The sequence below is a fragment of the Paenibacillus campinasensis genome, assembly GCF_002272015.1.
In the GTDB taxonomy this organism is placed as follows: Bacteria; Bacillota; Bacilli; order Paenibacillales; family Paenibacillaceae; genus Paenibacillus_AQ; species Paenibacillus_AQ campinasensis.
Genome location: NZ_NPBY01000029.1, coordinates 1 through 25646, shown reverse-complemented (window position 1 = coordinate 25646; position 25646 = coordinate 1). Strand labels below are relative to the sequence as shown.

Annotated in this window: 25 protein-coding genes and 4 tRNA genes; 2 read left to right on the top strand and 27 right to left on the bottom strand. The window is 52.7% G+C overall.

What is annotated here, in order from left to right; translation table 11 throughout:
• Nucleotides 1-75: 75 nt before the first annotated feature.
• The 10 genes from CHH67_RS09075 to CHH67_RS09030 all read right to left on the bottom strand — a co-directional run bounded on the left by CHH67_RS09075 (nt 76) and on the right by CHH67_RS09030 (nt 10954).
• Complete coding sequence (locus CHH67_RS09075; RefSeq protein WP_095264849.1) at nt 76-2007, bottom strand: DUF6382 and FHA domain-containing protein; 1932 nt, start codon at nt 2005-2007, stop codon at nt 76-78.
• Between the two features lie 12 nt (nt 2008-2019).
• Nucleotides 2020-2532, bottom strand: coding sequence for an A24 family peptidase (locus CHH67_RS09070; protein ID WP_095264848.1), 513 nt, complete (start codon nt 2530-2532; stop codon nt 2020-2022).
• A gap of 109 nt (nt 2533-2641) precedes the next feature.
• Nucleotides 2642-3625, bottom strand: a complete 984-nt coding sequence (locus CHH67_RS09065; protein ID WP_342351952.1) for a TadE/TadG family type IV pilus assembly protein — start codon at nt 3623-3625, stop codon at nt 2642-2644.
• A 16-nt stretch (nt 3626-3641) separates the two neighbouring features.
• Nucleotides 3642-5864 (bottom strand): hypothetical protein, encoded by a 2223-nt coding sequence (locus CHH67_RS09060; protein ID WP_095264847.1) that lies wholly within the window; start codon nt 5862-5864, stop codon nt 3642-3644.
• Nucleotide 5865: 1 nt separating this feature from the next.
• Nucleotides 5866-6519 (bottom strand): TadE/TadG family type IV pilus assembly protein, encoded by a 654-nt coding sequence (locus tag CHH67_RS09055; protein ID WP_244908134.1) that lies wholly within the window; start codon nt 6517-6519, stop codon nt 5866-5868.
• A gap of 10 nt (nt 6520-6529) precedes the next feature.
• Nucleotides 6530-6724: a Flp1 family type IVb pilin gene (locus tag CHH67_RS09050; RefSeq protein ID WP_095264845.1), complete on the bottom strand. Its 195-nt coding sequence runs from the start codon at nt 6722-6724 to the stop codon at nt 6530-6532.
• Nucleotides 6725-6743: 19 nt separating this feature from the next.
• Nucleotides 6744-7616: a type II secretion system F family protein gene (locus tag CHH67_RS09045; RefSeq protein ID WP_095264844.1), complete on the bottom strand. Its 873-nt coding sequence runs from the start codon at nt 7614-7616 to the stop codon at nt 6744-6746.
• A gap of 15 nt (nt 7617-7631) precedes the next feature.
• Complete coding sequence (locus CHH67_RS09040) at nt 7632-8489, bottom strand: type II secretion system F family protein (RefSeq protein ID WP_095264843.1); 858 nt, start codon at nt 8487-8489, stop codon at nt 7632-7634.
• Entirely contained in the window at nt 8461-9738 is a 1278-nt protein-coding gene (locus tag CHH67_RS09035) for a TadA family conjugal transfer-associated ATPase (protein ID WP_095264842.1), read from the bottom strand. Before CHH67_RS09035 ends, CHH67_RS09040 begins: the two co-directional genes overlap by 29 nt.
• A complete protein-coding gene (locus CHH67_RS09030) occupies nt 9731-10954 on the bottom strand; it encodes a P-loop NTPase family protein (RefSeq protein WP_095264841.1) in 1224 nt (407 codons plus the stop codon). Before CHH67_RS09030 ends, CHH67_RS09035 begins: the two co-directional genes overlap by 8 nt.
• Nucleotides 10955-11305: 351 nt before the next feature.
• Between CHH67_RS09030 and CHH67_RS09025 the strand changes: the two genes are divergently transcribed.
• Complete coding sequence (locus CHH67_RS09025; RefSeq protein ID WP_095264903.1) at nt 11306-12142, top strand: thermonuclease family protein; 837 nt, start codon at nt 11306-11308, stop codon at nt 12140-12142.
• Nucleotides 12143-12154: 12 nt separating this feature from the next.
• Here CHH67_RS09025 and CHH67_RS09020 read toward each other — a convergent pair whose 3' ends face one another.
• The 7 genes from CHH67_RS09020 to CHH67_RS08990 all read right to left on the bottom strand — a co-directional run bounded on the left by CHH67_RS09020 (nt 12155) and on the right by CHH67_RS08990 (nt 16066).
• Nucleotides 12155-12580: a thiol-disulfide oxidoreductase DCC family protein gene (locus CHH67_RS09020; RefSeq protein ID WP_095264840.1), complete on the bottom strand. Its 426-nt coding sequence runs from the start codon at nt 12578-12580 to the stop codon at nt 12155-12157.
• A gap of 97 nt (nt 12581-12677) precedes the next feature.
• The gene (locus tag CHH67_RS09015) at nt 12678-12953 is read right to left on the bottom strand and encodes a hypothetical protein (RefSeq protein ID WP_095264839.1); all 276 of its coding nucleotides are present in this window, start codon (nt 12951-12953) and stop codon (nt 12678-12680) included.
• 196 nt (nt 12954-13149) lie between these two features.
• On the bottom strand, nt 13150-13569 hold the full coding sequence (locus CHH67_RS09010) for an organic hydroperoxide resistance protein (RefSeq protein WP_095264838.1): 420 nt from the start codon (nt 13567-13569) through the stop codon (nt 13150-13152).
• Between the two features lie 353 nt (nt 13570-13922).
• Nucleotides 13923-14864 carry an SHOCT domain-containing protein gene (locus CHH67_RS09005; RefSeq protein WP_095264837.1) on the bottom strand — a complete coding sequence of 314 codons (942 nt, stop codon included), beginning with the start codon at nt 14862-14864 and terminating at the stop codon, nt 13923-13925.
• Nucleotides 14865-14975: 111 nt separating this feature from the next.
• On the bottom strand, nt 14976-15335 hold the full coding sequence (locus CHH67_RS26505; RefSeq protein ID WP_218832012.1) for a hypothetical protein: 360 nt from the start codon (nt 15333-15335) through the stop codon (nt 14976-14978).
• Nucleotides 15336-15500: 165 nt separating this feature from the next.
• Nucleotides 15501-15583: transfer RNA gene (locus tag CHH67_RS08995), tRNA-Leu, on the bottom strand.
• 93 nt (nt 15584-15676) lie between these two features.
• Nucleotides 15677-16066 (bottom strand): helix-turn-helix domain-containing protein, encoded by a 390-nt coding sequence (locus CHH67_RS08990; RefSeq protein WP_095264835.1) that lies wholly within the window; start codon nt 16064-16066, stop codon nt 15677-15679.
• Nucleotides 16067-16234: 168 nt separating this feature from the next.
• Between CHH67_RS08990 and CHH67_RS08985 the strand changes: the two genes are divergently transcribed.
• On the top strand, nt 16235-16882 hold the full coding sequence (locus tag CHH67_RS08985) for a PAS domain-containing protein (RefSeq protein ID WP_230875821.1): 648 nt from the start codon (nt 16235-16237) through the stop codon (nt 16880-16882).
• A gap of 124 nt (nt 16883-17006) precedes the next feature.
• Here CHH67_RS08985 and CHH67_RS08980 read toward each other — a convergent pair whose 3' ends face one another.
• The 10 genes from CHH67_RS08980 to CHH67_RS08935 form a co-directional block, all read right to left on the bottom strand.
• Complete coding sequence (locus CHH67_RS08980) at nt 17007-18713, bottom strand: alpha/beta hydrolase (RefSeq protein WP_095264833.1); 1707 nt, start codon at nt 18711-18713, stop codon at nt 17007-17009.
• A gap of 37 nt (nt 18714-18750) precedes the next feature.
• Nucleotides 18751-19755, bottom strand: a complete 1005-nt coding sequence (locus CHH67_RS08975; protein ID WP_179292086.1) for a FecCD family ABC transporter permease — start codon at nt 19753-19755, stop codon at nt 18751-18753.
• 7 nt (nt 19756-19762) lie between these two features.
• Entirely contained in the window at nt 19763-20770 is a 1008-nt protein-coding gene (locus CHH67_RS08970) for a FecCD family ABC transporter permease (protein WP_095264831.1), read from the bottom strand.
• Between the two features lie 95 nt (nt 20771-20865).
• Entirely contained in the window at nt 20866-21882 is a 1017-nt protein-coding gene (locus CHH67_RS08965; RefSeq protein ID WP_095264830.1) for an ABC transporter substrate-binding protein, read from the bottom strand.
• 130 nt (nt 21883-22012) lie between these two features.
• Nucleotides 22013-23677, bottom strand: coding sequence for an AraC family transcriptional regulator (locus tag CHH67_RS08960; RefSeq protein WP_095264829.1), 1665 nt, complete (start codon nt 23675-23677; stop codon nt 22013-22015).
• 237 nt (nt 23678-23914) lie between these two features.
• On the bottom strand, nt 23915-24244 hold the full coding sequence (locus CHH67_RS08955; protein WP_095264828.1) for a KGG domain-containing protein: 330 nt from the start codon (nt 24242-24244) through the stop codon (nt 23915-23917).
• 139 nt (nt 24245-24383) lie between these two features.
• Nucleotides 24384-24466, bottom strand: a tRNA-Leu gene (locus tag CHH67_RS08950).
• A gap of 26 nt (nt 24467-24492) precedes the next feature.
• Nucleotides 24493-24568, bottom strand: a tRNA-Lys gene (locus CHH67_RS08945).
• Nucleotides 24569-24676: 108 nt separating this feature from the next.
• A tRNA-Glu gene (locus CHH67_RS08940) sits at nt 24677-24748 on the bottom strand.
• A gap of 114 nt (nt 24749-24862) precedes the next feature.
• Nucleotides 24863-25564 (bottom strand): Type 1 glutamine amidotransferase-like domain-containing protein, encoded by a 702-nt coding sequence (locus tag CHH67_RS08935; protein ID WP_095264902.1) that lies wholly within the window; start codon nt 25562-25564, stop codon nt 24863-24865.
• Nucleotides 25565-25646 lie beyond the last annotated feature (82 nt).

The window sequence follows — 25646 nt, the reverse complement described above, 5'->3', positions numbered from 1 at the left end:
TTCTATATTCGTTCTATATTCGTTATCGTTTCATGTTCGTTCCCTCTTTAACTGTCCCAGGCATTGGGTTACTTGCTACACCGACACCCTAAAGCTGAATTTCCCTCCTGCAATGACAAAGGTATCTCCCTCTTGCAGCGCATACCCTTTGTACGGAACCATAGGCTCCCCGTTCAACACCGTCCCGTTCTTCGAACCCAAATCTTTAATGAGATAGCCGCCTTGATCGCGAGACAATTCCACATGTGCCCGCGAGGTTCCCGGAGCGGAGGCCACATACTGTGCGACCTCGGGTGAACGGCCGATGATAAAATGCTGCTGAACAAGCTCAATTCGCTGACTTGCTCCTGTATTCGGGTCGGTTGTCTCAATGAAGGCTCTCGGAGCTGTAGCTGCCGTCATACATCCCCCATCCTGGGCTGAGAGCAGCATTGTACCGGCGTCACCCGAAGCCAATACGCTGGTCTTGTGTGACAGCTGCCGATAATAGTCTTCGGCATCGGTCGGCTCCTCCATCTGCCTAGTTGACATCCCAGGATTCCCGGCGGTTCGTTGTTGATGGGGACGCTGCTGCAGCGCACCTCCCTCAGCCTGGATTCCTCCGGAAGAATTGTAGCCGCCTCCGAATCCGGAATCTGGGCTCCCCGTCCGGTCGTTTGTGCTTACGCTCGGCTGCTCTCCCGGTTCCATATCCGGTTGATTCCATCTCCAGTCCTCCGTGAGTTCCTCCTCATGCCTTTGTCTTCCCCTGACTGGTCGGGATGGAATATCGCGATGTTCCGTCAAAACCTCAGATAACGGGTCTGCCTCAAATTTCGGAATTCCCCAGCCAATCTTGCGCGGGGAAGGAAGCTCCACCGATTCAAGCAGCGGCAGTGAGCCTGAGTCTGTCCAGGCCTCCGATCTTGCAAACAAACGCTTCAGCTTGCCCTGCCATGCCAGCCAAGCAGCTGCCGCCAGCAGCAGTGTAATGACAGCCGATACGATCAGCATCAGCGTGCCCGGCTGATTCATGTACAGGAACCGCCACGTGACCGCTGCCGCGAGCATACAGCCAAGCACAATATACGTACGTACGGGCGAGGAGCCTTGCGCCTCCTCCGTTGTCTCATCCTCGCTCGAAGAAAAGGAAGCGGACAACGAAAAGGCGGAAGCCTTCGGCAGACGCTCACGTATTTCCCTCTGCTCCTGTGCCTGATCCTCCTCTTCCTGCGCTCGCCTCGCATTTCGCCTTATGCTGCGGCTGCGAACCTGACTTTTTCTATTCGTCTCCTGCTCCGGGTGTTGTGCTGTTGGAATCGCGTCCGGTTCATACCTTGCCGCCCGGTAGCCATGCTCCACCTCACTGGCCGCTTGCTCGCTGGCAAGTTCATACACACTCCGCATATCGGCATTTTCGGTCCGAGCCTCTCTGCCTCCCGTATCATCCTCTGTGGACAACAGGTCAATAAGCAGCTCCTTAATCCCTGTCAGATGGAAGGCTTCGCTCGCGCAAAAAGACATCAGCGCCTGCACACCCCCGCCTTTCAGCTCGGTCACATTCGCCAGCAGACGGGTCATGAACTCCTTCAATGGATGCTGCACGCCAGGCCCGGTTCCCCTGGCGTTTTCCAAAGGGACATAGCATAAATACAGCGTCCCGAGATGCAGATCCCCTTCCACAAAAATATAGTCCTCATGCAAAACATACTGCTCGGGCTGAAGCATGTATTGACTCGCTTCATTCAAAGCTGTGGCCATCTGGAGCAGCAGCCCATAATATTCAGTCAGGCTCAGCCTTTCGCTTTTCAATGCTTGTGACAGCATCTTTTTGCCGCTGATGTCATATTCCAGCGTTACCTGATTATCCAGTTCCCGCACATGCAGCTTGAGCAGGTGAGGGATACGCGCGGAGCGAATCATCCCTAGCTGCACCGGGTTGAGCTCGGAAGGTGCAATTCCTTGCTCTCTCCCCAACACCATAAACGTTCCGCCATTCTGTACAAAATCCGTGTTTAACCCAAGCAATGCTCCCGCCCCCTACACATATAAAAATAGGTACGCACCGATGGCGCCCGGGAGCACCGCGGTCATAAACGGAAAACGCAAATGCTCTCCCTCCTGACCACGCCAAGGCTGCAAGCTTCTCAGCATAACCACACCCGCTATGCCCGCCACGACTCGTCGTAACCTGCTGAATACCTCTCTGCGCCAGAGCAGAAGACATAATCCGATTACGCCGGCAAACAGAACCGAATACAGAATACACTGCAGTGTGAACAACGCTCCGGTCCATGCGCCGATTCCGCCAAACAGCTTGACATCTCCCGCGCCAACAGCCCCGGTAAAGTACATGATCAGCAGAATGAAGAACCCCGTCCCAAGGCCTTTAAGCGAAAAGAACAGCCCTTCCCATCCCCCAATCACACCATGATACAGCAAGCCCAGTGTCATCGCCGACACCGTTATGACATTCGGAATTTTCATCGTGCGAATATCGGTTATAAATGACATCAGCAGAAAAATGCCGCAGGCTCCAAAAGCCAGCTCCATGTCCCGTCCCCCTCTCGATCCGACCGTACATATCCGCCGTTCTTCACTTTCGTTCTACCTCTTGCCCCTTCAATTGAAGGTTCTCGTTCCATGCCAAGCAGGGTCCTGATCATTGTCGCGGCACGACAGTAAACATCACCTCGAGTCGCTGACCATCCGCGGTTTCTATCACAAATGGCCATGTGCCAGGGGTCGTGTTAAAGCCAACATTCCATTCCCATTCGATATACCCGTTCTCATCCGCCGTTTTCCAGCCCAAATATTTGGCTGTGCTTTTGCCACTTTTGTAGTAGACCGACAGCTGGGCTTCCATCCCTGGCTCGATCTTGGCCCGCACGATAGCCTGCTTGCTCGCAACGGCCGGGTCCGGCTTCTCCAGCAGCTCAATGGAGCGTCCTGTGTTCTCCTCCGTTCCCCCGCCGCTTCGCCCTTCTCCGGTATCTCCAATCCATAGCCGTTCCTGGGCTTTCGCCTGCAGCACAATCTTCTTGTTCACAAAAGGCATGCGGATCGGAAGTTCGTAGTTGACCTCAATGCCGAAGTAAGGCTTCTCATTGGTCTTCAGGTTCGGAATATGGAGATTGGATACATGGATCCGTTCGTAATGAAGAAGCTCCGGCATGAACGGCCTTAGAATCGGTTTGACTACCGGGTCAAGCACCGCTTGAGCCGCCTCGTTCTTAAGCTGCTGCAAGGGCTCCTCCCCGGTCGCAATAGCCTCCTGTATCCACTCATTCACAGGCGATGGAAGCTGTGATGTGTACTGGGAGGCCCAATCGCTTAAAGACAGCTTCGGAATTTCCCAGTGCGAGGGACTCGAGGAACCGGATTCGGAGGCTTGGTCTCCGTTCGGACTCACTGCGATGGAGACCGGGTATATATGGGCGGTTACCGTTTTGACTGTATCGGACACCATGCTTTGCAGGGCAGTTGAAATCAGTGTCATTTGCACAATATAAATGAGAAAAATGACAAAAAACATAAACATCGGCAGCACCAGTGCTGCTTCAACCACCATGCTTCCCTGCTCGGTTCGAATATGGCTCCCGCTCCCGTGCCGGAAGGCGCTCTTACGCCGTATTGCTCTTCTCATTCGAATCCCTCTAATCCTAATAGGAAAAATCCGCTCTGCGGCTAAACACATACCGATTCCCCTGGACTTCGCCGCTGTCGCCAATTGCTGTGCCCAGCACATTCGTAATGCCAGGCAGAAACCAGAGCCGCATCGCCATGGTGACCTCACCGGAAGCATAGGTCGATCGATCAGCCGGATTGATTCCCGTATTGAATCGGATCAGTGCCAGCATACGGGACATTTTGCGCTCATTGTTGCTATGCAGCAGCAGAAACAGCCTGAGATGATCTCGATAAGTCAGCTGCACAGGCACATACTTGGACAATGGAATCGAGCCCTTCTGAACTAGCTGAAGCATGTCTTCAATCGACTTCTCGATCCCATACAATATAGCAGCTGCCAGAACCACCAGCGGATTGCCGAGCTTGCTGTTCTCGACCAGTCCCTCCATCGTCCGGATCGCAAGCCGGGTAGCGAAAATTTCGGCATAAGCGGAAGATATGTTGCCAATCGGGTTGTGAAATCCGTAAAGAATGTACTCCACCTCTTGATTCGCGACCCTAAGCTCATCAGCTAGACGGCTTCCGGCCGAAGGATTCTGGATGACCTCGGATAATTTGCCTATATCAAAATGCTGATAATAGTGCACCGCATACTCATTTTGAAAAAGCTCTTCTCCTGCTCCCTCCAGAATGCTCCCCATCGATCCGAATATGCCGTCCATCCCGTTCATGGCTGACTTGCCAGCGTCATAGGGATTGCTGCCGAGCTCCCGTCTACTCCTCGCCTCATCTAGCTCCCGGTTGAACTGCAGACTTTCGTCATAATACTGCTGCAGCTTGCGGAACTCATCCATTAGCTCGTTTTGCCCTTCGAGTCCGTTAAGAGCGCTCAATACATTCGCAGCCTCATTCAGCTTCTGCTTGGCAAGCTTCTCTGCTGCCTTCCGTTCTTTATCGGCAGCACGGCTTTCGTCCAGCTGAGCCCGTTGACGGTCAAGGATATTTGCACTGCCTGAAACCGCATATTCCTGCAGGTAACTGTCCAACTGCCGGCTTGTCTGCATGACCTGTCCTTTGTTCTCGCTTCTTCCTGCAGAGGAGGCGACAGACGATACTCCGCTCTGAACAGCCGCGTACTTCCGCTTCTGTCCATGAATCTCCTGACGCAATCCGTTCAGAAGCTCATCGCTTCGCAGCAGTTGATCCGTCTTCTCCCGAATCGAACGAATCAACGCTGCGTCTTCTCCGGACGATCCTGAGTTGCCGAGGGTCTGATCATTCGTTACGGTATCATAACCGACATTGGTGTTTCGATCCTCTGCTTCCTGAATCACCCGCTTCATTTCCTCATTCAAACTTTGGGCTTCAGTCCACAGTTGTTCCGCCTTGGTTAGAAGCTCATCATGCGTGCTGGAGGCCTTATCCAATCGAGCTGATATTTGCGAGCTTAACACTGACACGCCGAACTCATAATCCTGTATCAAGGAAGTATACAACTTGTCCTCATCCTCCGGCCGTCTGGCATCCTCCTCTACCTTGGACATATAATCTGCATACTGGGCGGCCGCATCGCTCGCCATATAGACGAAGCCGCTGAGAGACGCATCATAGATGTAAGCCCCTGGCGGGTCCATAATCAGCTTCGGCAACGGCAACGCGCTTTCGGCTGCTTTCCGCTGTTTCTCCAGCATTTCATTTAGCGCATCTTCTCTTCTGTCGTACAGCTTCTGAAGCTTTCCAAGCACATCCACCGTATTCGAGGCTTCCTTCATCGCTTGCGACATCGGCTTGAACTTTTGTACCAATTCGAGTGTAAAATCAATCGGTGCTTTATATTTCATGTCTTCGCCGATCATGCGATTAAAGACTTCATAGGATCCCAATGGCCGTTCCAGTTCAAGCCCTGAGCTGTCTACCCGCATCGCCATCAATTGGAAAGCATCGCCCCGGTCACCCGGATTCAAGCTGTCATTCAGCACATTGCCCATAATCATGTTGCCATCGGTCTCTCCATATGCAAAAAGTCCGTAGCGCTGCTGCAGGACTGGATCATAAGCGGACATGACCGACCGGACAGCGGCCCGCGCCAATCTTTCGGTCTGAACCTTCATCGCCGCAATCCGGGCATAGTCAATAAACACCGCCACAAACATAAACACAGCGGCCAGAATGACAATAAGAAAGATCGATACCGATCCATCGGAGAAATGTCTCCTGACTGACCGCCGCCCTCGTCTGAAACCTCGCTTCAGCATGTTATTTCAGCCCTCCAAACCGCTGCAGCACGCCGGAGGCAGCGCCTGGATCCGTTATGCTTCCGCCCGCTCCGCGGAACTTCGAACCGTAATAGCGCATCAGATCAATCGTGCGGATGAATTCAACAGGGTCCACCACAGCGGACTGGGCAGCAGCGTAGACGTAGCCGTCTCGGTTCATCAATCGGGTCACCGGCGTCATCGAGGTGCTCTGTACCAGCTTCGTCTCCACCGTGCGCAGCAGCAGCTTGTTGTCATAATTCATCTCTCCCCGAACACCGTCAGGAAGAACAGAGTTTCCTTTAGCCAGCTTTCTTGAGGGAAGTCCTCCACCCTGCCCATCCGATGAGGGCAAGGAAATGTGTCCTCCGCTCTCTCCCTTGCTCCAGCCAAATAACGAGGTAAGCAATGCGTCATCCGTCAGCCGCCAGTAGAGGGAGTCATGCAGCCCTTCACTCACCGCTCCATTCGAAGCTTCCCTATGGCTGTTATTCCATATAAAAGCGACGCGCTCCGAGGCGGCATTCGACACCTGCACCAGCATCGATTGTTGGTATATATACAAGCACAGGAACAACAGCAGCACGACGACAACGAACACAAGCGGGAGTACAAGGGAAGCTTCAATGGTGAAGCTCCCCTCCTCCTTCAACAACTTGCTTCTCTTAATCCTTAATGAATTCATTGGTTCTTTGGTTCACATTCGCAAACAATCGCTGTACAAGTTGGAACAATTGATCCTTAAAGAAATAAGCGATGACCAGAATAACGACGATGATCAAGATCATCTCAAGCGTGCCGATCCCTCTATCGTCCTTCCAAAAGCGCTTTAATCCTCTTCCAAGCCCTGATACTATCATGTGTATACACCGATCCCTTCTATATATTCATCATCATAAATGCCGGCGCTCCGAGGAGAACAATGACGATCATAAAAATGACAACCATCGGAAACACCAGCTTGGAGGAGGCCTGCTCTCCCCTCGTTCTGCTGATCGCTTTGCGCTTCTCCCACAGCACGCGGGACAGATCTCTTAACGCAAGCACGAAGTCATTTCCTCCGCGCCGGAAATTAAGCAGCATCGTCGTCGTAAAGATCGAAACCTCCTGTACCCCGCAGCGCTTGTTGAACTGCTCGAACGCTTGCTGAAATGAAACGCCGCCTTCCCATTCCTGGACCAGCTGCCTCAGCTCGCGATACAGCGGATGATCTTGTTGACTGCTCTTCTCCGTACAGTGGATTAGCGCCCTCTGGACCGTTTCACCCGCACCTACGAGCAGCACCAGCTTGTTCAGAACCTCCGGAAGCTCCATTACGATGTCCTGCTCACGCTGAACGACTTTTTTGTGAAGATCCTGAACCATGAGCACCGGCAGCAGAATCCCCAATCCCAAACCGGATAACAGCCCCATAGCCTCACCAGAGATCAGTGTGAACAGACATCCGCCTAGCAGAGCGAGCCAGCCATAAGCCAGCGACTCGGCCATGAACAGCAATGTCATCTCCGGACTTTGACGCAATCCGTAAATTTTCTGCACGGAGCCTTGAATGCGGAAGAACAGAATGGGAAAACGCGTCGCAATGTTGAACCGGTCAAACAGATACAGCATCGGCGGACTCATCTTCCGCAGCTTCAATCCTTCCATATGCACCTTGCCAAAGCTTCGATATTTCTTGCCGCCGATCAAGTTCAGCACCACCCAACCACCCGCCAGCAGAACCATCACAGCAGCAGAGACCCCAAGCAGCATGCCTGTATCACCTCCTTAAACCTGGATATCCATCATTTTCGTAATCCACCAGAAGCAGCCGCCAAGCCCGGCTAAAGCCAAGGTGGAAATCATCATCCCGGCCCCGCTGCGCATAGGCTCCATGTAATCGGGTGCGGTCAAATTCATAAAGAGCACAAGCAAGAACGGAGCCACGAGCAGCGCCTTGGATTCAAATCTTTTCTGCGAGACCATCACCGATATTTCCTGCTGGATATCAAGCTTCTCTCCGATTACACTGGAGGTTCTCCGAACGACCTCAACCAGGTCTCCCCCGGTCCGCTTGCACGTTGTAAACACATCTGCGAAATTGGTGATGTCGTCCATAGCTGCTCTCGTGGCAAAATCCCGCAAAGCAACCTCAATGGGCTCCCCGTATTCCAGTCGGGAGACGATGAGCCTCAGCTCAAAGATCATATCGCTGCGGCCCCCAGGGTCCAGCAGCAACAAGTCCTGCACCGCGTCTCGGAACGCATTCTCCACCGACTTGCCCGCGGAGAGCGACGAAGATATCGAATATAGCGCCTGCTTGAAGTGAAGATTTAATGTTCTTCGTCTCCGCTCCAGCAAATGCCGCCTCCAAAATTTCGGAAAGAATACACAACCGGCCACCAGCACCGTCGCCATTACAACATGGCTGTAAAACAGGTAGCCGATCCCGAATAACAGCACCGCACCTGCCAGCAAACTGCCGACCCGCTGACTCGGGGACAAATGGTATGTACGGTAGTCAGGAAATCTTCCGCTGCCCTGAGATTGACTTCGAGCAGCCCCCTTATGCTGTGCTTCGCCTATATCTGATCGGCGCTTCGGTCGTCGCTTCAATTCAGCTTGTTGCTTCCATTCGGCCTTCATCAGCAGCCTCCTCTGACTTTTTCTGCAGCGGCCAAAGCTTGATGCCGGCCATAGCCAGCTTGTCATCGCGCCGGAGAAAGCTGCCGCATGATTCGAGCTCCCCCAGCACGCGTCCCCCTGCTTCTCCGCTCTCCCGAAAACGGTAAAGCGGGTTCAGCTTGACCTCGCCGCCGCTCATACCTATCACCTCACTGATCTCGGTGACGCGGCGCGAACGATCCCTAAGCCGGGATAAGTGGACAAAAATATCGATCGCCGAACTGATCTGCTGGCGAACCACCTCAACCGGGAGATCAGCCCCGCTAAGCACCATGGACTCCAGCCGGCTGATCATATCCCTTGTGCTGTTCGCATGGCCGGTGGACAGACTTCCATCATGTCCGGTGTTCATCGCCTGCAGCATATCGATCGCTTCGCTTCCCCGAACCTCGCCCACAACGATGCGATTGGGCCGCATCCGAAGCGAGGACCGAATCAGATCGCGGATCGATATTTCACCCCGTCCTTCGGTATTCGCGTTCCGTGTCTCCAGAGATACAAGATTCGGAACGGTCACAATCTTCAGCTCCGCCGAGTCCTCGATCGTAATGACCCGTTCATCGGGCGGAATGTACTGGGACAATGCGTTCAGAAAGGTTGTCTTCCCCGAGCCTGTGCCACCGCCGATAAAAATGTTGTATTTGCCAACTACCAAAAGTCTTAGCAGTTCAGCAGCTTCCGCGGTGATGGCTCCCTTATCCACCAGGTCCTCCATCGTCATCGGCGACTCCGGGAATTTCCGGATCGTCATGGTCGGGCCTTTTAACGCTATGGGCGGTAGCACAATATTGACCCTGGAGCCATCCTTCAGCCTGGCATCCACGATCGGCGAGGATTCATTCACCACCCGGTTGACGGTGCCAACGATGCTCTGAATAATATCCTCCAGCCGGCTCTGTGACTCAAATTGCATCGGCAGCTTCATGACTTCACCGCCCCGCTCGATAAAGATCTCCTCATGACTGTTAATCATAATCTCGGTAATGCCCGGATCGTCCACTAACGGCTGCAGAACATCCAGCCCCCGGAACGAGTCAAACACCCGGCGAACCAGCCTTCTCTTCTCGGATGCGGTCAGATATCCAAGCTCCCGGCTTCTCCACACCACATCCTCAATATGCCGAATCAGCTCCTCATTGCTGATGGCTGAGGTCATATCCAGCTCTGAACGAACCCGCTCGCGGACGGCTGCAAATTTCTCCTCAACCATAAGCCCGGTCCCCGTCGGCATGAAATGACACCAGCCCCGGCTTCTCCAGCAGCGCTCTGCACAGCTTCAGAATTTCCCGCTGGAAGATCGGCGAGCAGAGCAGCAGATCTTCCTGATGCACTTGCTTCCATGAAGGGATGTAGGGCAAAGCACCATCCAGGCCCGATGCTTGCCGAGGAAGCGGATTGGCAAGCTGTCCCGTAAACCGGTTCATCACATATCGGCTCTTGCCCATCGCATTCCTGAACAGCTCCGGATGCCGGCTCTCCAGGTAATTGAGCCACACCCCGCTCTTGTACATGCTGACTAGGTCATCCAGCAGCACCCACATCAGCAGATCCGCCCCCTCCAGCACCCCAAGCGTGCGTTCCTCAATACAGCCTCCCGTATCGGCAATGATGAGATCGTATTCGTCGCTAGCTGCCAGCAGCTTCAGCAGTAAACCTGTATCCGCCTCAGTGATCTCCATCAGCTCCTGCACCTGCTGACTCGGAGCAAAAGTGTCGCATTTCATCCCGGGATGCTTCACAATAAATGGCCCAAGCTCCACATCCGGCATCTCCGGGCGCTGGGCGCCTGCCTGGCGTTTAGCGATGTTCTCCTCCTGCCAGGCCTTCACGTTGTACAGCAGTCTGGAAAAGCGCTGCTCGCCTTCCGGCGTCCCGGATGAAAACAAAGCACCGGTGTTCGCCGTCTCCAGATTGAGATAGAAAACGTGAAGCCCCAGTACGCCAAGCTGCTTGGCCATATTCATCGCAATCGTAGATTTCCCGCATCCGCCTAGCGGCGATGCGATCCCGAGCACGGGTGTCGTTCCGCTATGGCGCTTCGGTTCGCTGACAGCTCCGTTAAGCGGACCCTTGCAGTAGGCAAGCACCGCCTCCAGCAGCTGCGGAAGCGGCTGGTACTTGGCAATGGCCGCTCCTCGGCCAGGCTCACCGCCTCGGGCACTCGGAAGAGCGCCCCCGTCCTCGCTCAGCAGCAGCCAGGCGATGTGCCGAGCATCCTCGCCTGCCGCTTCAAGCCAGGCCTGCAGCATGTCACGATCTCCGACCACGAGCCCGGGCTTATGCTCTGTCATATATTGAAGGAATGCATCCATACGGGTAAATGCCGTCACGTGCAGCATATTTCCGAAGGAGCTGCCCTGAACATAGTCCAGCAGCGGCTCCACATACCGGGAATCCTGGACGGCCAGCACCATTCTCACCGGCATTTTTGCAACCACCTTTCTCATGCCAACGCAAAAAAGCACCGTCAATACCGCTTATCGCGGTTATTGAACGGTGCTTCCGTTGTCTTGTTATAATTTGACATTAGAATAACATAGCATCTGTCAAACGGCAACATATATTTTTCAGAGATTACTGATCTTCCTATTGCCAAAACAAGGATATATATCCTACTATATAGGCTCAGCAGCAATTCTCTTTATGTAGCACGTTGTACATAGAATCTGCTGAAACTATATAGGATCTGCTGCAACCGGAACCTCCCAGAGACTCCGAATACGAATCATGTGGATTTCATCAAGTCAGGAGAGTGACATCAAGTGAAACGCTATGTTATGTTCGTTCTATTGGCCTTCGTGTTCTTGACAGGCTGCGGCCAGCCGCTGGCGGCTCCGCCACACACGAGTGAAACGGCCATCCCGGAAGCCGGCCCTGCCGGAAATGAATCTTCAACAACGGTTTACCCTACAGACGACCTCAATCTGCCTCGTGTGCCTGTCGAGCTCGTAAGGGCCATCGACGGTGACACGATCAGTGTCATGTATGAAGGCAAGAAAGAAAATGTTCGCCTTCTGCTGATCGATACGCCGGAGACGAGTCACCCCCGCCTCGGTGTGCAGCCATTCGGGCCGGAGGCCAAGCAATTCACGAAAGAGCTTGTAGAGCAGGCCGAATTGCTGGAGCTGGAGTTCGATATCGGCCCGAATCGGGACAAATACTCCCGGCTTCTCGCTTATGTGTACGCTGATGGAGTCATGGTGCAGGAAGCGCTGCTGGAACAGGGACTGGCCCGGGTCGCGTATATTTATCCGCCCAACGTCCGTTATGTTGACAAATTCGACGATCTGCAGCGAATCAGCCGTGAGCAGGGCCTTGGCATTTGGAGTATAGAGAACTACGCCCAGGAGGACGGCTTCTATCCAGAAGAAGCGGAGGGCGCTGAACCTTCTAAGTCAGAAGATTACGACATCCTGACCGAGGCGCCTGAGCCTTCAGCCGGGCAAGCGGATGTTCCGGCCAACGGCTGCCATATTAAGGGGAACATCAATTCCAAAGGGGAGAAGATCTATCATACGCCCGAGTCCCGGTATTATGAACAGACCAAGCCGGAGCAATGGTTCTGTACAGAACAAGAAGCGGAGGAAGCCGGTTTCCGCGCTCCTCTACGTTAACAACAGGGACATCTAGGAGAGAAAGCGCCGCCGAATGTCCGGCGTTGGAATGAGACATTCCTCAGACTTTCCGAACCAGCGATAGCGATTCCGGGCCACCATCCGATACAGCTGATTTCTCAGCGGTCTCGGAACGGCCACTGCGATGTAGAGCAACGGCCAGGGGAAGCGCAGGCGCCGGACAATTCGCAGCGCAGCTGTGGAACGGGTATAGTAGGTTCCATCTTCAATCAGCACCATCGTCTCGCTCATATCCTCCGGCAAGCCTCCTTGTCTGAGCAGTTCCTGCCCCGCATCGGACTGAAGCGAGGCGAAATGAAAATAACCATCAGGATCTCGCTGTATGATGAATCTGGTGAGCCCCTGGCATAAATGACAGACCCCATCGATAAGCACGATCGCGTGCGGAGATTGCGGGTCTTTATGGTTATGGGCCATATGGATTTCCCCCGTTCTGTTCGTTATATCGTCCGTATATAAAGAGAAAACGCAGGGAAGCCTCCCCACGCTTGTTCAAATCGCCTATTCTCGATTATTATTCGGCAACCTTGCTCAGCCATTCCTGTTCCTTCAGCTGACGATCGAAATCATCTTGAAATTTCTCCATACATTTGCAGATAAAATCCTTGTGGCACACCGGGCATGGCACTTTTCCCAGTCTCGTCAGTGCGGTCATCTCCCAATCCGGAAATCGGTTATAGAACACCCGGCATTGTGTTCCGTCAGCCAAGCTGACGATGAATTCGTAAAGACCTTCCTTGTCATTGCTTCCGGCTTTGGTCACATTCGCAATCTTCGGTCTGTATGACATGTCATCACCCGTCTATTTTAAATTGTTATTGACTGTTTGTACCTTCTAGTACTTAGTCATATTAAAGAATTTTGCACCATATGTCAACCTGACCCCGGATACGCTGCCCAAGGGCTTCCATTGACCCAAAAATGCCCGAAATACCGGCTCAACAAGCGGTATTTCGAGCACTTGTAAAGTACAGGAACATTGCAAATTACAGGACGTTCAGCTCCACGTCTATGTTGCCTCTTGTCGCCTTTGAGTATGGGCAGAAGTCATGAGCCTTGCGGGCAAGATCCTCCGCCTGGGAACGTTCCACGCCAGGCAGTTTCACATTCAGCTTGACTGCAAGCTTGAAACCTCCGTCCGATTCATCCTTGCCGATCATAACATCGGCTGTAACCTCGGTTTCGGTCAGCTTTACCTTCTCCTTGCGGGCGATGTTCTGAAGAGCACTTTCATAGCAAGCGCTGTAGCCTGCTGCGAACAGCTGCTCAGGATTGGTTCCGGCTCCTCCGGGACCTCCAAGCTCCTTTGGCATTTTCAGATCATGTTTAAGTACGCCATCCGATGAAGAGACGGATCCTTCGCGCCCGCCGCGCGCGGTGGCCGAGGCAGTATACAAAGCGTTCATGTTTACTCACTGCTCCTTTCAAGTTAGGGTACACTTTCTACTTTACACTTCCCATTAATTTTGAAACGTAATCATGAGATTCAGATTTTCTAGAAAGAATCTATGGATGCGTTACCGGAAGCAGCTTCCCGTCTGGAATAGCTCCAAACCCAATTCTTGCAACTGTTTCGCATCGAATTCATGAGTCATATCGTCAACTTACGAAGTAATGCTGTATAGCCTCCATCTTCAGATCTTCAGCGTATACTTTTAACTTTAATAGCAATGAAAAATGCACCCTCTTCATCGGTTAAACCCCGGGGGGTTCCGATGTCTCTTCTAAGGGGTGCACTTCAGAGTGACTTTCGGATTTTTTATTTTATGAGCTGAAGCTTCAACTTTTCATATTCCTCTTGTGTAATTACGCCTTGCTTAACAAGCTCCGATAACTTCAATAGTTCATCGGCAAGTGACATTTTCTGCCCATGAACATCTTGTACAATAACATGGTGGTTACTTGCCTGATTGGCTGCATCATTGGCTTCATCTTCATTGGATCCAACTTTATTTACATTTTTAATTAAATAGCTCAAAATATTGTGCCAATGCAGCACATCATCATATACCTTTTTATATTCCAAGCTAGATTTGGGAACCGCCTGATCAAAAGAACCAAACGTAATTCTATAAAATGATTTTTGAGAATCATTAACTACAATCTGCAATTGTACTTGTCCCACTTGGGTGGATGAAGCTGTAGCTGCACTTAAACCGCCGATCACCGCACCAACCCCGCCAGCAATCAATCCGCCAAGCAGCGCTCCACCGAGCTGGTCGGATCTTGATGTCCTTGTAACTGTAGCTCCATCCTCAATGATTTCCGATTGAAGAATATCATCATAATTGAATATTTTAGATGTGTAGTTGATTCTCGAAAGGGCCTGCGATAATTCCAGTCCTTTATTATCATATGTATTGTAAATGATAGCAATCTTCTTATTGTCTTCATCAATCGCAATCATGGAGGATAAATCAGCGGAGACAGCCTCTTGACTGGCATAAAAAAAATCTCTTTTCAATTTATTGAAGGCCAGATCTAGTTCACTTTTAATGGATTTGCTCATCTGATAATTCTGCCTGATGATCTTTTCTTCTTTGTCCCTCTCCCGCTTTTTTTCCAAATAATATGAGGAGAAACTAGATATCATGATGCCAAAAATTCCAAACCATATCACAACACTATTATCATTTTTTGCGCCTACGGAAATAATAAAAAACATTACAATAATGCCTAAACAACCTATTCCAACCCACATTAAAGTTTCCTCCTGACCGTTGTACAGAGACAAGTCTAAGCTGTATACAACTCTGCTTATTGAATAATATCGGCAGAGTTATTTCCTTTATATAAAAAAGAAAACATTAAATTAGTAAGTAGAGATCGACTGTAGAACATCGTTTACAAAATAAAGATATTTATCTCCTCCATATGAACGCTCGTATACCCAAAATTCCGTAGTTCCCCACGAATACGTGTTCTTCATATTCTGGTCGTACCATCCCCAGGATAAATACACCATATCGGATGTCATGCCTGTGCTGATGGTATGCTCTTCGATCTGTCTCCAGTGCTTTTGTGAAAACTTGTATTGCTGATATGGATTTGACGTGTAAAATACATACTTGAAATCTGATTTAACCATAGGTGCTTTATAGGTTTTTCCCTTGTAAACAAAATAAGCATCGATCAAGTCCCCGATATTTCGTTCGACTTTCGTTAGTTTCACTTGAGCTAAATTTTTAATATTGACATAGTTGCCGGATAAGTCGGAGATTAGCGTATGCGCTGTATGGACCCATTGATTCTGCAACATCGTCAGTTTCTGCAACAAAAAAACCACGCTTCAAGTTCAGGAACAATCCTAAACGAAGCGTGGTTTTCTCATTTCCAATGCGGTAGAGAGGACTCGAACCTCCACGGGCGTACGCCCACTACCCCCTCAAGATAGCGTGTCTGCCATTCCACCACTACCGCATAATAAAAAGGGAACGTCTCAGCAGAACATTCCCTATTATATCCCTCTGTAAAGCAAATGTAAAGCGCCAATCCTTACCTTATTATAAGGGCTCACCGATTGATGTCTTTGTTCCTTCCCTTATCCTTGCGATATGCGGAAAATTCCAAATACTCGCGGATGAATTCCCGCTCTTGCTCGCCCAGCTCGGAGAGCTCGGCTGGATCAATCATGATCTCCTGTTCCGCGCCATGCTCCATGCCGTAGCCTTCGCGTGTTTCCTTGATTTCCGGGAATGGGCTCCCCCTGCCGATGATTAACCAATCCAGACTCACCGAGAAGAATGCTGCGATTTCGATCAACTTGTTTGTGCTTGGCGTTGTTTTGCCCCTTTTCCAATCACCAAAATTTCCCGTGCTGATGCCGAGCGCTTCGCAAAAAGCCTTCTTGGTCATACCTCGGTCTTCAATTAGATGTTCGATTCGTTGGTAGATAGACTGCATGAAACAACCGCCTTCCCATACTCTTCAGCATAAAATAACTTATTTAAGTTATTTCCTCTTGCACAATTACTTATATAAGTGTATAATAGTTTCTATATTGCCTAAATTATACCATAGATCGCAGCACTTTTTCCTCAATGTATGAATCCAGTTAGAGGAGCGAGTAATTTGCCAAATACCGTAACATCTTGGAGTCATGCCGTTCACTCCTTGAACAAGGGGCTGATCATCCTGCGCGCGGACGGAACGATCGACAACATCAATGATCCGTTGATGAAATGGCCCGCCAAGTTCGGAATGTCGCCGAAGCACCTGCAGCCAGGGATTTCGTTTTTTGATGTCAGCCCGCCCGAGTTTGATTCGTCTTTTGCCCTTTTTTATAGGGAGTTTTTTCTCCCCGCTATTCGTGAGGTGCTGCTTGGGCATAAGGAGGCGTTCTCCGTTGAATATGAGCTGGAAGGGGAGGACGGCCCCGCCTGGGTGTTGTGCGAGGTTCAACCGATCGCCAGCACTGGGAACAAGCTTGTGCTTGGAGCCGTACTGTCTTATTCGGACATTACGAAATATAAGCATACAGAGCTTCAGCTTGCTCACTTGCTTTCCTACAGCGCTGCTCTGCCGGAGCATGTCCCGATCTGTGCCGTATGCAAGCATGTGCATACCGAAGACGTATGGGAGCCCGTGGAAAGCTATCTGGAAATCCGGCTTCCGATCAAGTTCACCCATGATATATGTCCTGGTTGCATCCGGCGCTTGTATCCACAATATTCATCCGCGTTTGATGACGCCGAATTGCCGGATAATGAGGAGCCTTGACGTCATCTAACAGACAGATCGCGTTTCTGACATACAAAATAAGCAGCCCGAACCCTGCTCTGTGGCAGAATTCGCGGCTGCTTTTTATTTTGGACAGAAATGAGATGAGGCATACTGATTAGGTTTACGGGGTTTCCGGCGCTGCCGTAACGATCCGAAGCAGCGGGCTGAACAGTGAGGGCAGCACGGATACGTGCCCCTCCCCTTCAATTTCCCGGTATGTGGTCTTCAAGAGGTGATAATGCGGTTTCAAGCAAGCGTACAGTTCTCTGGCATCCGTCACCATGGACGGCTTCTCTTCTCTGCCAACATAAAGATGTAGCTCCCGGAGCGGTTGCATCTCCTGGAGGCGTGCGCTTCCATTCTCCCAGTGGGTATACAGCGCATGATGCTTCCACCATATCGATGGGCTCGCGGCAACATACCGCTGGAAAGCCTCGGGCCTGGTGAACAGCGTGTACAAGGCAAAATATCCGCCCAGAGAATGACCGAAAAGCGACTGCCTGCTGCGGTCTATCGGATAGTGTTCCTCGATCCTCGGCTTCAGCTGCGTCTCAATAAACTCCAGAAAATGCGCTACCCCGCCGGTCTCCGGCCATTCCATTCCTCCGGGTCTTGCCGGCAGCTCGCGGCTATCCGCATATTCGGTGTAATTATAGAAGCGCTCCTCGCTTGCAATCGGGCTATCGCTGTCGAATCCGATGCCCACGACCACCGCAGGCGGTATTCCGCGAGGGGTTCGGGACTGCATCCGGATCGATTCCGCCAGCGAGCCGAAGGTGGCGTTGGCATCCAGCGAATATAGCACAGGATATCCGCCTTCTGGCGGCGGCCCCATCGGCTCGGCGATGCAGATCCGGTATGCCCGCCCAGTAAGCTCCGAGCGCAGACTCCAAGTGACCGTGCCCGGAATGCTGAAAGCTGCCGGTGCGCGGGGTGAACCGGATTCAGCAACAGATGCATCCGGGCTTGCCGAACCGTCAGGGGCTATGGCGCCGGACGCTGTGAGCTTCCGCGCTGCAGCGGATTCAGCACCTGGCTCAGTTACCGGCTCCGTTGCTGGTTCAGTCAAGGCATGAGAAGCTGCTGCTTCGGCCGCCTCTGTGAACAGCCACTGCAGGGCGTCCGTAAATTTGCGGTACATGAAGATCGGATCATGGGTGCCGTCCGGATCAACGATCAGGCACAGCTGATGTTCATTCGTTCCGCTTTCCACCCAGTGGCGATATGCCTCAAGATGATTCGGAAACATGCTGCGCTGAGCATTTAGTTTATAGATGCCTTCATTTCGCCCGACCGACATGAACAGGCTCACGCCAGACGGAAGCGCCCCTTGTTCCTTGATATATTCCAGCACTCCTTCGTACCATAGCGACCCGGAGAGCATGCCGATCCGGCCGAAAATCTCGGGGCGCCAGTAGCCCGCAAAAAGCGAGATTAGGCCCCCGAACGATCCGCCGATGATGGCCGTGTGCTCCGGTCCGCTAAGCGAGCGGTATGTACTGTCAATCCAGGGCTTGATCACATCTGCCACTTCATTGACATAAGCCCGCCCCTCCCCAGCGAAGGCCGGACGCCCCGCAACGAGCGCATCCATCGGCCATGGCGTATATTCCCGATTGCGATCCTTGGTACAGATGCCTACCAGAATCACTTCCTGCAGCTTGCCTGACGCATAACAGTGCTCCAGATAGTTCAGGGAATCCTGAAAAGGCTCCCCCTGGTCTTGTACATAAGCCACCGGGTAAAGGCGCTCTGACTGATGATAGGATGGGGGGAGACAAATCACCAGCTCCCTCCCCCTCACTTTCAACTGTTGATAACGATTCATATGTTCTCTCCCCGAAATGACGGTAGCGACCATCATATTATTTTCTCATGCGAAACAGCAGATAAACGAAATATGGCACCCCGATCACCGATATGACGATCCCCGCTGCCAGCTCCGCAGGCGCAAAGATCGTTCGGCCGATAAAATCCCCAGTCAGTACAATCGCCATGCCGGCGATGCCGCTGATGGGAATCATATGCCGATGCTTGAAGCCCACCAGCTGTTTAGCCATATGGGGGGCAATCAGCCCCACAAAGCCGATGCTGCCGGATACCGCCACACTGGCGCTGACCAGACCGATGCTGCCCAACAGCAGCAGCTTCTTCTCGCGCTCGGCGGCAACGCCGACGCTTTTTACGCTGTCCTCGCTGAGCTGGAACAGATCAAGCACTCGCGAGCGCAGCCAGATGAGCGGAGGCAACAAGACAAGCCAAGGCAGCATCGTCACCACAAACTTCCAATTGGCGCTGTGCAGGCTGCCCGCCAGCCAGGAAACGGCCATTTCGTAATCTCTCGGGTTCATCTTCAGCGAAAAATACATCGTCACCGCTCCAAACCCGGACGCAATCGCAATCCCTACCAGAATGAGCCGCTGCGGGTCCAGCTTGCCTCCCTCCCTGGCGAGTATCAGGATCGCCGCCGTAGCAAGCATTCCTCCTGTGATGCCGAATAGCGGCATCATCATGACGCCAAGCCAGCCGGTCATCGTAAGCTGAGCCTGGAACAGGAACATGAACAGCACCACCGCCATGCCCGCACCTGCATTGATGCCAAGTATGCCCGGATCGGCGAGCCCGTTGCGGGTCACGCCCTGTATGACAGCGCCAGCGATGCCGAGCGCATAACCGACCAGCGCCCCCAGCACGATCCTCGGCAGGCGAAATTGAAACACGACAAGATCATAATCAGGATCCGCTTCAAGCCGAAGCAGCGTTCGGAACACGTCGCGGATGGTCATGTCAAAGGTGCCATTGGTCAGGCTGAAATAGATCGCTGCTAGCACGATGACAAGCCCTCCGGCAAGGACAACCCGAAAACGCATCGAGCTATTAAGCACGCTGAGCCCCTCCCCTCGTCTTGATCAGATAAAGGAAGAACGGAACACCGATCAACGCAGTGATAACACCGACAGGCGTTTCGAAGGGAGCGTTGACAAAGCGGGCAAGAATATCGCACAAGGCAAGGAACAAGCCGCCGAGCACGCCGGATACCGGCACGATCCATCGGTAATCGGAGCCTGACAAGAACCGGGCAATGTGCGGGATGAAGAGCCCGACAAAGGCAATCTTCCCGGCAAGGGCTACGGAGACCCCGGTCAAAATGACAACCGACAGCATCGTCAGCCCTTTAATCAACGAAGTCCGGACCCCAAGCCCTTTCGCAGCTTCCTCCCCCAGCGAGAGCAGCGTAACCGACCGGGACAGTATCAATGCCAGGGCAAGGCCAGCCAGCGCAAACGGAATGCTGAGCTTGATCAGCGAAGGGTCCATGGCATGCAGCCGGGCATTGTACCAGAAGCTGATGCTCTGCGAAATCTGGAAATAAGCGGCGAGCGCCTCCGCGACGCCACTGAGGAAGGTCCCGATCACCGTCCCGAGTATAGCAAGCCGAACCGGGCTAAGCCCGCCCGGAATGAGCCAGGCCAGGCCGAATACGATGGCAGCGCCAATGGCGGAACCGACCATGGAGCTGATGATATACATCTCGGACCCGGCGTTCGGGATCAAGATCATGAACAGAGTCACCGCAAAAACCGAGCCGTCGGTCACCCCCATAATGGAAGGCGAAGCGAGATAGTTGCGTGTCATGCCCTGCATCAGAGCGCCCGAAACGGCAAGAAATGCGCCGATGAGCATGGCTCCGACCACTCTTGGCAGCCGTGAGCTTATGATAATCTGGTGGTCAATTTCTTCCGGATCAAAAGCAAAGATGGAGTCCCATACGGTATCCATCGTAATATTTTTGGCTCCATACAGGATGGAAGCCGCAATCAGCAATATGACAAGCGCCGGGGCCGCCAACAGAATGACGGCCGGCAGCCTCTTTCTAAGCCCCATGAACAACACGCCTTATTTACTGGAATCAGGACTTTGTAGGAATCCCTGTTACTCGTATATCTCGTATATATCGTAATAAAACCTATGCTCGACCTTTACTGTGTCAGGCTTTCAACAGCGGCTTTCAAAAACGCGATTTTGCTGTAGGCCGTCCCGCCCTGGGCCAGCGGATCTACGACGTTCACAAAGACGGTGCCGTTCTTGAACGCGTTCAGATTTTTCAGAATCGGATCATTCTGCAGCTCTTCCCAGGCATTCGGCGTCTCCCTGTTCTCGTCCGGCGAGAATTGCACAAACAGATAATCCGGATTCATCTCCGCCATTCTTTCCTTGGAGATCAATTCCTGCGCCTCCGCCGCAGCTACCTCATCCGGTACGGCGATGCCGAGATCCTCATACAGAACCGGGTTGAAGAAGACCTCTGCCGGATAGATGTACATCTCGCCCGCGCGAACCCGCAGCGCCAGCACCTTCTTCTCCGTGAGGCTGTCGCCGATCAGCGACTTTGCCGCTTCCAGATCCGCTTTGTATTTCTCGATTTCCTGTTCGGCCAGCTCCTGCTTCCCGCTTAGCTCGCCAAGCAGTCTCAAATTGCTCTCCCAGTTCGTGGAGATGTGAGAATACGGGATGGTCGGCGCGATTTTGTTCAGCTGCTCAGCCACCTCGGGCTTGAACTTGGATGACCCTAAAATGACGTCCGGCTTCAGCGACAGAATCGTCTCAAAATTCGGTTCCGTCTTCTCGCCCACCGACTGGGCATTCTTCGTAATCGACTCAAACAATGGCGGGAATTCACCTGCAAAAGAGATCGCCCCGACCGGATTGACATCGAGCACGATGGCATCCTCCATCGCTTCCACCGCGCCGGTAATGACAATGCGCTCCGTTTGCGCTGGCAGAATGTATTCCTGGTCGAGGTATTTGACCACCTTCGTGTCGGCTTCAGCTGGCACTGACTCCGTCTCCTGCGGCGACGGCTCCGCCGCTGTGTTCGCGTTATCGGCGGCCTGCTGTGCCGCAGGCGCTGCGCCCGGATCGGCCGTGCCGCCTCCGCATGCGGTAAGCATCAACATAAGGGCCATCAGCCCTGACAATAACTTCATGGTCTTCATTTCTCTCAAGCGTCCCCTTCCGTGTAGCTGATCATAATATGATTATCATCCCCTCAATTGATAATGATTATCATTATTGATCATAGTAAGCGAAAGTCCGCTCCTTCACCATGGACAATCTCCGGTTCTGTCATGGATATTTTCCGGAAAACATGCGCAGTGCTTCCTCCGCCATCTGCTCCATCGCGATCGGGGAATACTCACGCCACGGATAAGACGAGAGCTGGCGGAACGTGCCGCTTCGGACTGTGTCCAGCGCCATCCATTCCGGTGACGACTCAAGCTGACGCCAATAGGCCAGCGTCTCGGAATCCTGCCGGACCAGCAGGAGCAGATGGCCCGGACAGCTCTCTTCAATCTGGCGGATGCTCAGGCTGTTATTAGCCTCCTCAGGCACTACAACCGGCTCGAACTCTAAATATTCATACAGCACTTCCCGGATTCCCGGATGACTGTATGCTGCCAGCTCATGACGGTGAAGCCGCGCCGTGAGAATTCGCCGCTTGCGCCTAGTGTGTGACGGGAGCTGCTCCAGCCAGCCGGATATTGTACGTTCGTAAGCTGCCAGCCAGCTCACCGCCTCGGCCTTTCGGTTCAGCACCTCCGCCAAGTCAAGCAGACAGCGGCGCCAGCATGTCTCCTGCCCCGGCATTTCATACAGCGGCGCGATCCGGCGCAGCTCCTCCTTCTCCCACGCCTCAACGCCGGATGCGCATATAATAAGCTCCGGGCGCGCGGCGGCCAGCTTCTCCAGATTCGCTGTTCTGTTATGGTTCTGCCGATAAGCATCCAGATGCACAGGGATGTCTGGGCCAAGGACATTATAGTAGTGCTGCGACCATTTCGGATGAAGCGGGGCGGCATAGGGAGTCCACTGCAGCGGCATTGCATACCCTAGCAGCGTGGTCGAGCCGTACATGGCAACCTTGTTCTTATGCGTCCTCATATATTCGGACGGAGATAAACCAAAAGCCTTCTTGAATTTGCGGCTGAAATAAAATTCGTCCTTATATCCGACCGAATGCGCCACCTCTTTCAGCAGGGAATCTGAACCGAGCATCAATTGCTTGGCTTTCTTCATCCGCACCTGCCCCAGGTAATCCATCGCACTGTATCCATAGGTCTTCTTGAACACCTCGACAAAATATTTCGGACTGAGATCCGCCAGCTCGGCCAGCTGATCCATCGACAAATCCTGATCGTAATGTTCATTCATATATTCCTTCACACGCTCCAGCGCCTGCCGCTTGTCATGCCTCGTATCCGGGCTGCTCTCGGCTATCAAGGTATACAGCAATCTCTGGAAATCGAGCTGTCCCCGCCATTTCCGGAGCGGGTCCTTGTCCTGGACATGCCGGTATACCGATCGGCAAATTTGCTGCAAACGCTCGGGTGAACCGTATGTAAACACGCCATTCTCCGGCAGAACCGCTGCGGCGTCCAGCTCCTTCCACTCGTCACTGCCCGGAAGGCTGACGAACAATCCAAAATGCAGAATGGCCACCACGGTCTGTTCCCGCTCGTGCTCCGCCAGCTGGCCGTCACCCTGTACGCCGAAAGTAGAGCCCGCCGGACAACCGTATACACATCCTTTCACCATGCGAGTCGTCTGCTCGGCCTGCAGCAGGCTTGCTTCTCCTCCAAGAAGAAGCACCAGAGCCGGATGAACCGTAAGCTGCTGATCCAGTTGAAGACAGCGCCCGTTATATATCTCCATATGCCGCAGCCGGGCCATTAGCCCGCTATCGCTCCCCAGTTCCTGCAGCACAGGATGATGCAAAGATCGGTTAGACATTATGTGAAACCTCGTTTCTTTAAATGAGAATGGTTATCATTATCATATAATTATCATACCGTTGTGAAAAAGTCCAGTGCAGCGGACCGCTTCCCCCATCCGTCCATCACAAAAAAAACAGCCACAGCTCCATATCGGAACCGTGACTGCGCTTCGGTTAGGATGGAAGGCGGGTCCTTGGTATGCGAGCATCTGCTCGCGGCCTTGACTCCTCTTCCAGCCTGTTTATGCTGTTCGTTAATTACGGCGCTGACGAGAGCTTGCCTGACCGCCTTTGCGGCCCGCTTCCTCGCGGCTCATCTTGCCGTTATCGGAGTTGTCGCGGGCTTCGCCGCCCTTCTGCCCAATCTCCTGATAGAACTCGCGGTCATGAGAGCGAGAGGTCGCTTCGCCGCCTTTCTTACCGATCTCCTGATAGAACTCCTTATCATGCGAATCGGAGGTAGCTTCGCCACCTTTGCGTCCAATTTCCTGATAAAATGCTTTGTCGTGATTGTTTGCTGTTGCTTCTCCACCTAAACGGCCTGCTTCTTCCCGGCTCATCTTTCCATTGTTGTTTCCAGCCATTCTGAATCACTCCTTGTAGGTATTTGGACGTCCACGGTATCATATTAACCGCTTCGTCGAAGATGAAACAGACATGGCCAATCCCAAGCATGAAAAAAAGCCCTGCATCAATGCAGGACTTATTCCGTTTCCGTATGAATGCGGTAGAGAGGACTCGAACCTCCACGGGTATACACCCACTACCCCCTCAAGATAGCGTGTCTGCCATTCCACCACTACCGCATATTGTTGAGTACTTCTAAAAAAACTGGTGAGCCATGAAGGACTCGAACCTTCGACACCCTGATTAAAAGTCAGGTGCTCTACCAACTGAGCTAATGGCTCTCGATGATCATCATGGAGCTGCCATGTAGATGGTTCGAGAATACAAATTGCTGCTTATGCTCCGACGAACCTATGGGGTTCTCATCCCCGAAGCTTGTAGTGAAAGTATGACCCGTAGGGGATTCGAACCCCTGTTACCTCCGTGAAAGGGAGGTGTCTTAACCCCTTGACCAACGGGCCATATTTATCAGTGCCGTCCGTGACGACAAGAATGAGTATAGCATAAATTCAAAAATGATGGCAAGCCCTTTTCCTCATTTTTTCGAGATTTTTTTCTGTAATCTTTCGGACATGTCAGCCAAGCCACGTTGTTTGCAGTGTCCGCTCGATGACGGCCTCCCCGTCCCTTTCCACCACATAAGCCTTTGCGTTCATTCTGGAACCGACGACGCCGTGCAGCCGTCCCTCCTTGAAGTGCAGTGCGGCTCCATCATCTGCGGCATAGCCCGCTTGAATGTCTCCTCGAAGGATCATGTCATGATAAGCCGGCCTGCGCTTGTTCTCACCGTCATAATGGGGGCAGTGGCTGCCCTTGAGTAAACCGAGTCCTTGCAGTTTATAAAGCGGGGCATTTAGCGGGTCCGTAACGCCTTCCTCAAACCAGCAGATCGAACCGGCGCTGAGCCCGCATAACACGATCCCCTGCTCATAGGCTTCCTCGAGGATCCGGTCCAGCCCCCACTCTTTCCATAACACGAGCATATTCCGGGTATTCCCGCCCCCGACGTACAGAATATCCTGCTCCAGCACATAGGATCTCAAATCGGCAAAATTCGGCTGGAACAACGACAGGTGACACGGCGTGCACGGCAAGGTTCGAAAAGCGGCATAAAACCGTTCCACATAGTTGTCCGCATCCCCGCTTGCCGTCGGTATGAAACAAATCTTCGGTGTTTCCTTCGGAACTTGGGCCAGCACATACCGGTCAAGTTGCAGATTGTCCGGCTCCATTGAAAATCCGCCTCCGCCCATGGCGATAATTTGCCTTGTCTTCATTTCGGCTCCCTCCCCTTGCTTCCCAATATAAGAAAAGCCCCCGGCACATGTCCACCGGGAGCTTTCCAACAAAATATTCCAA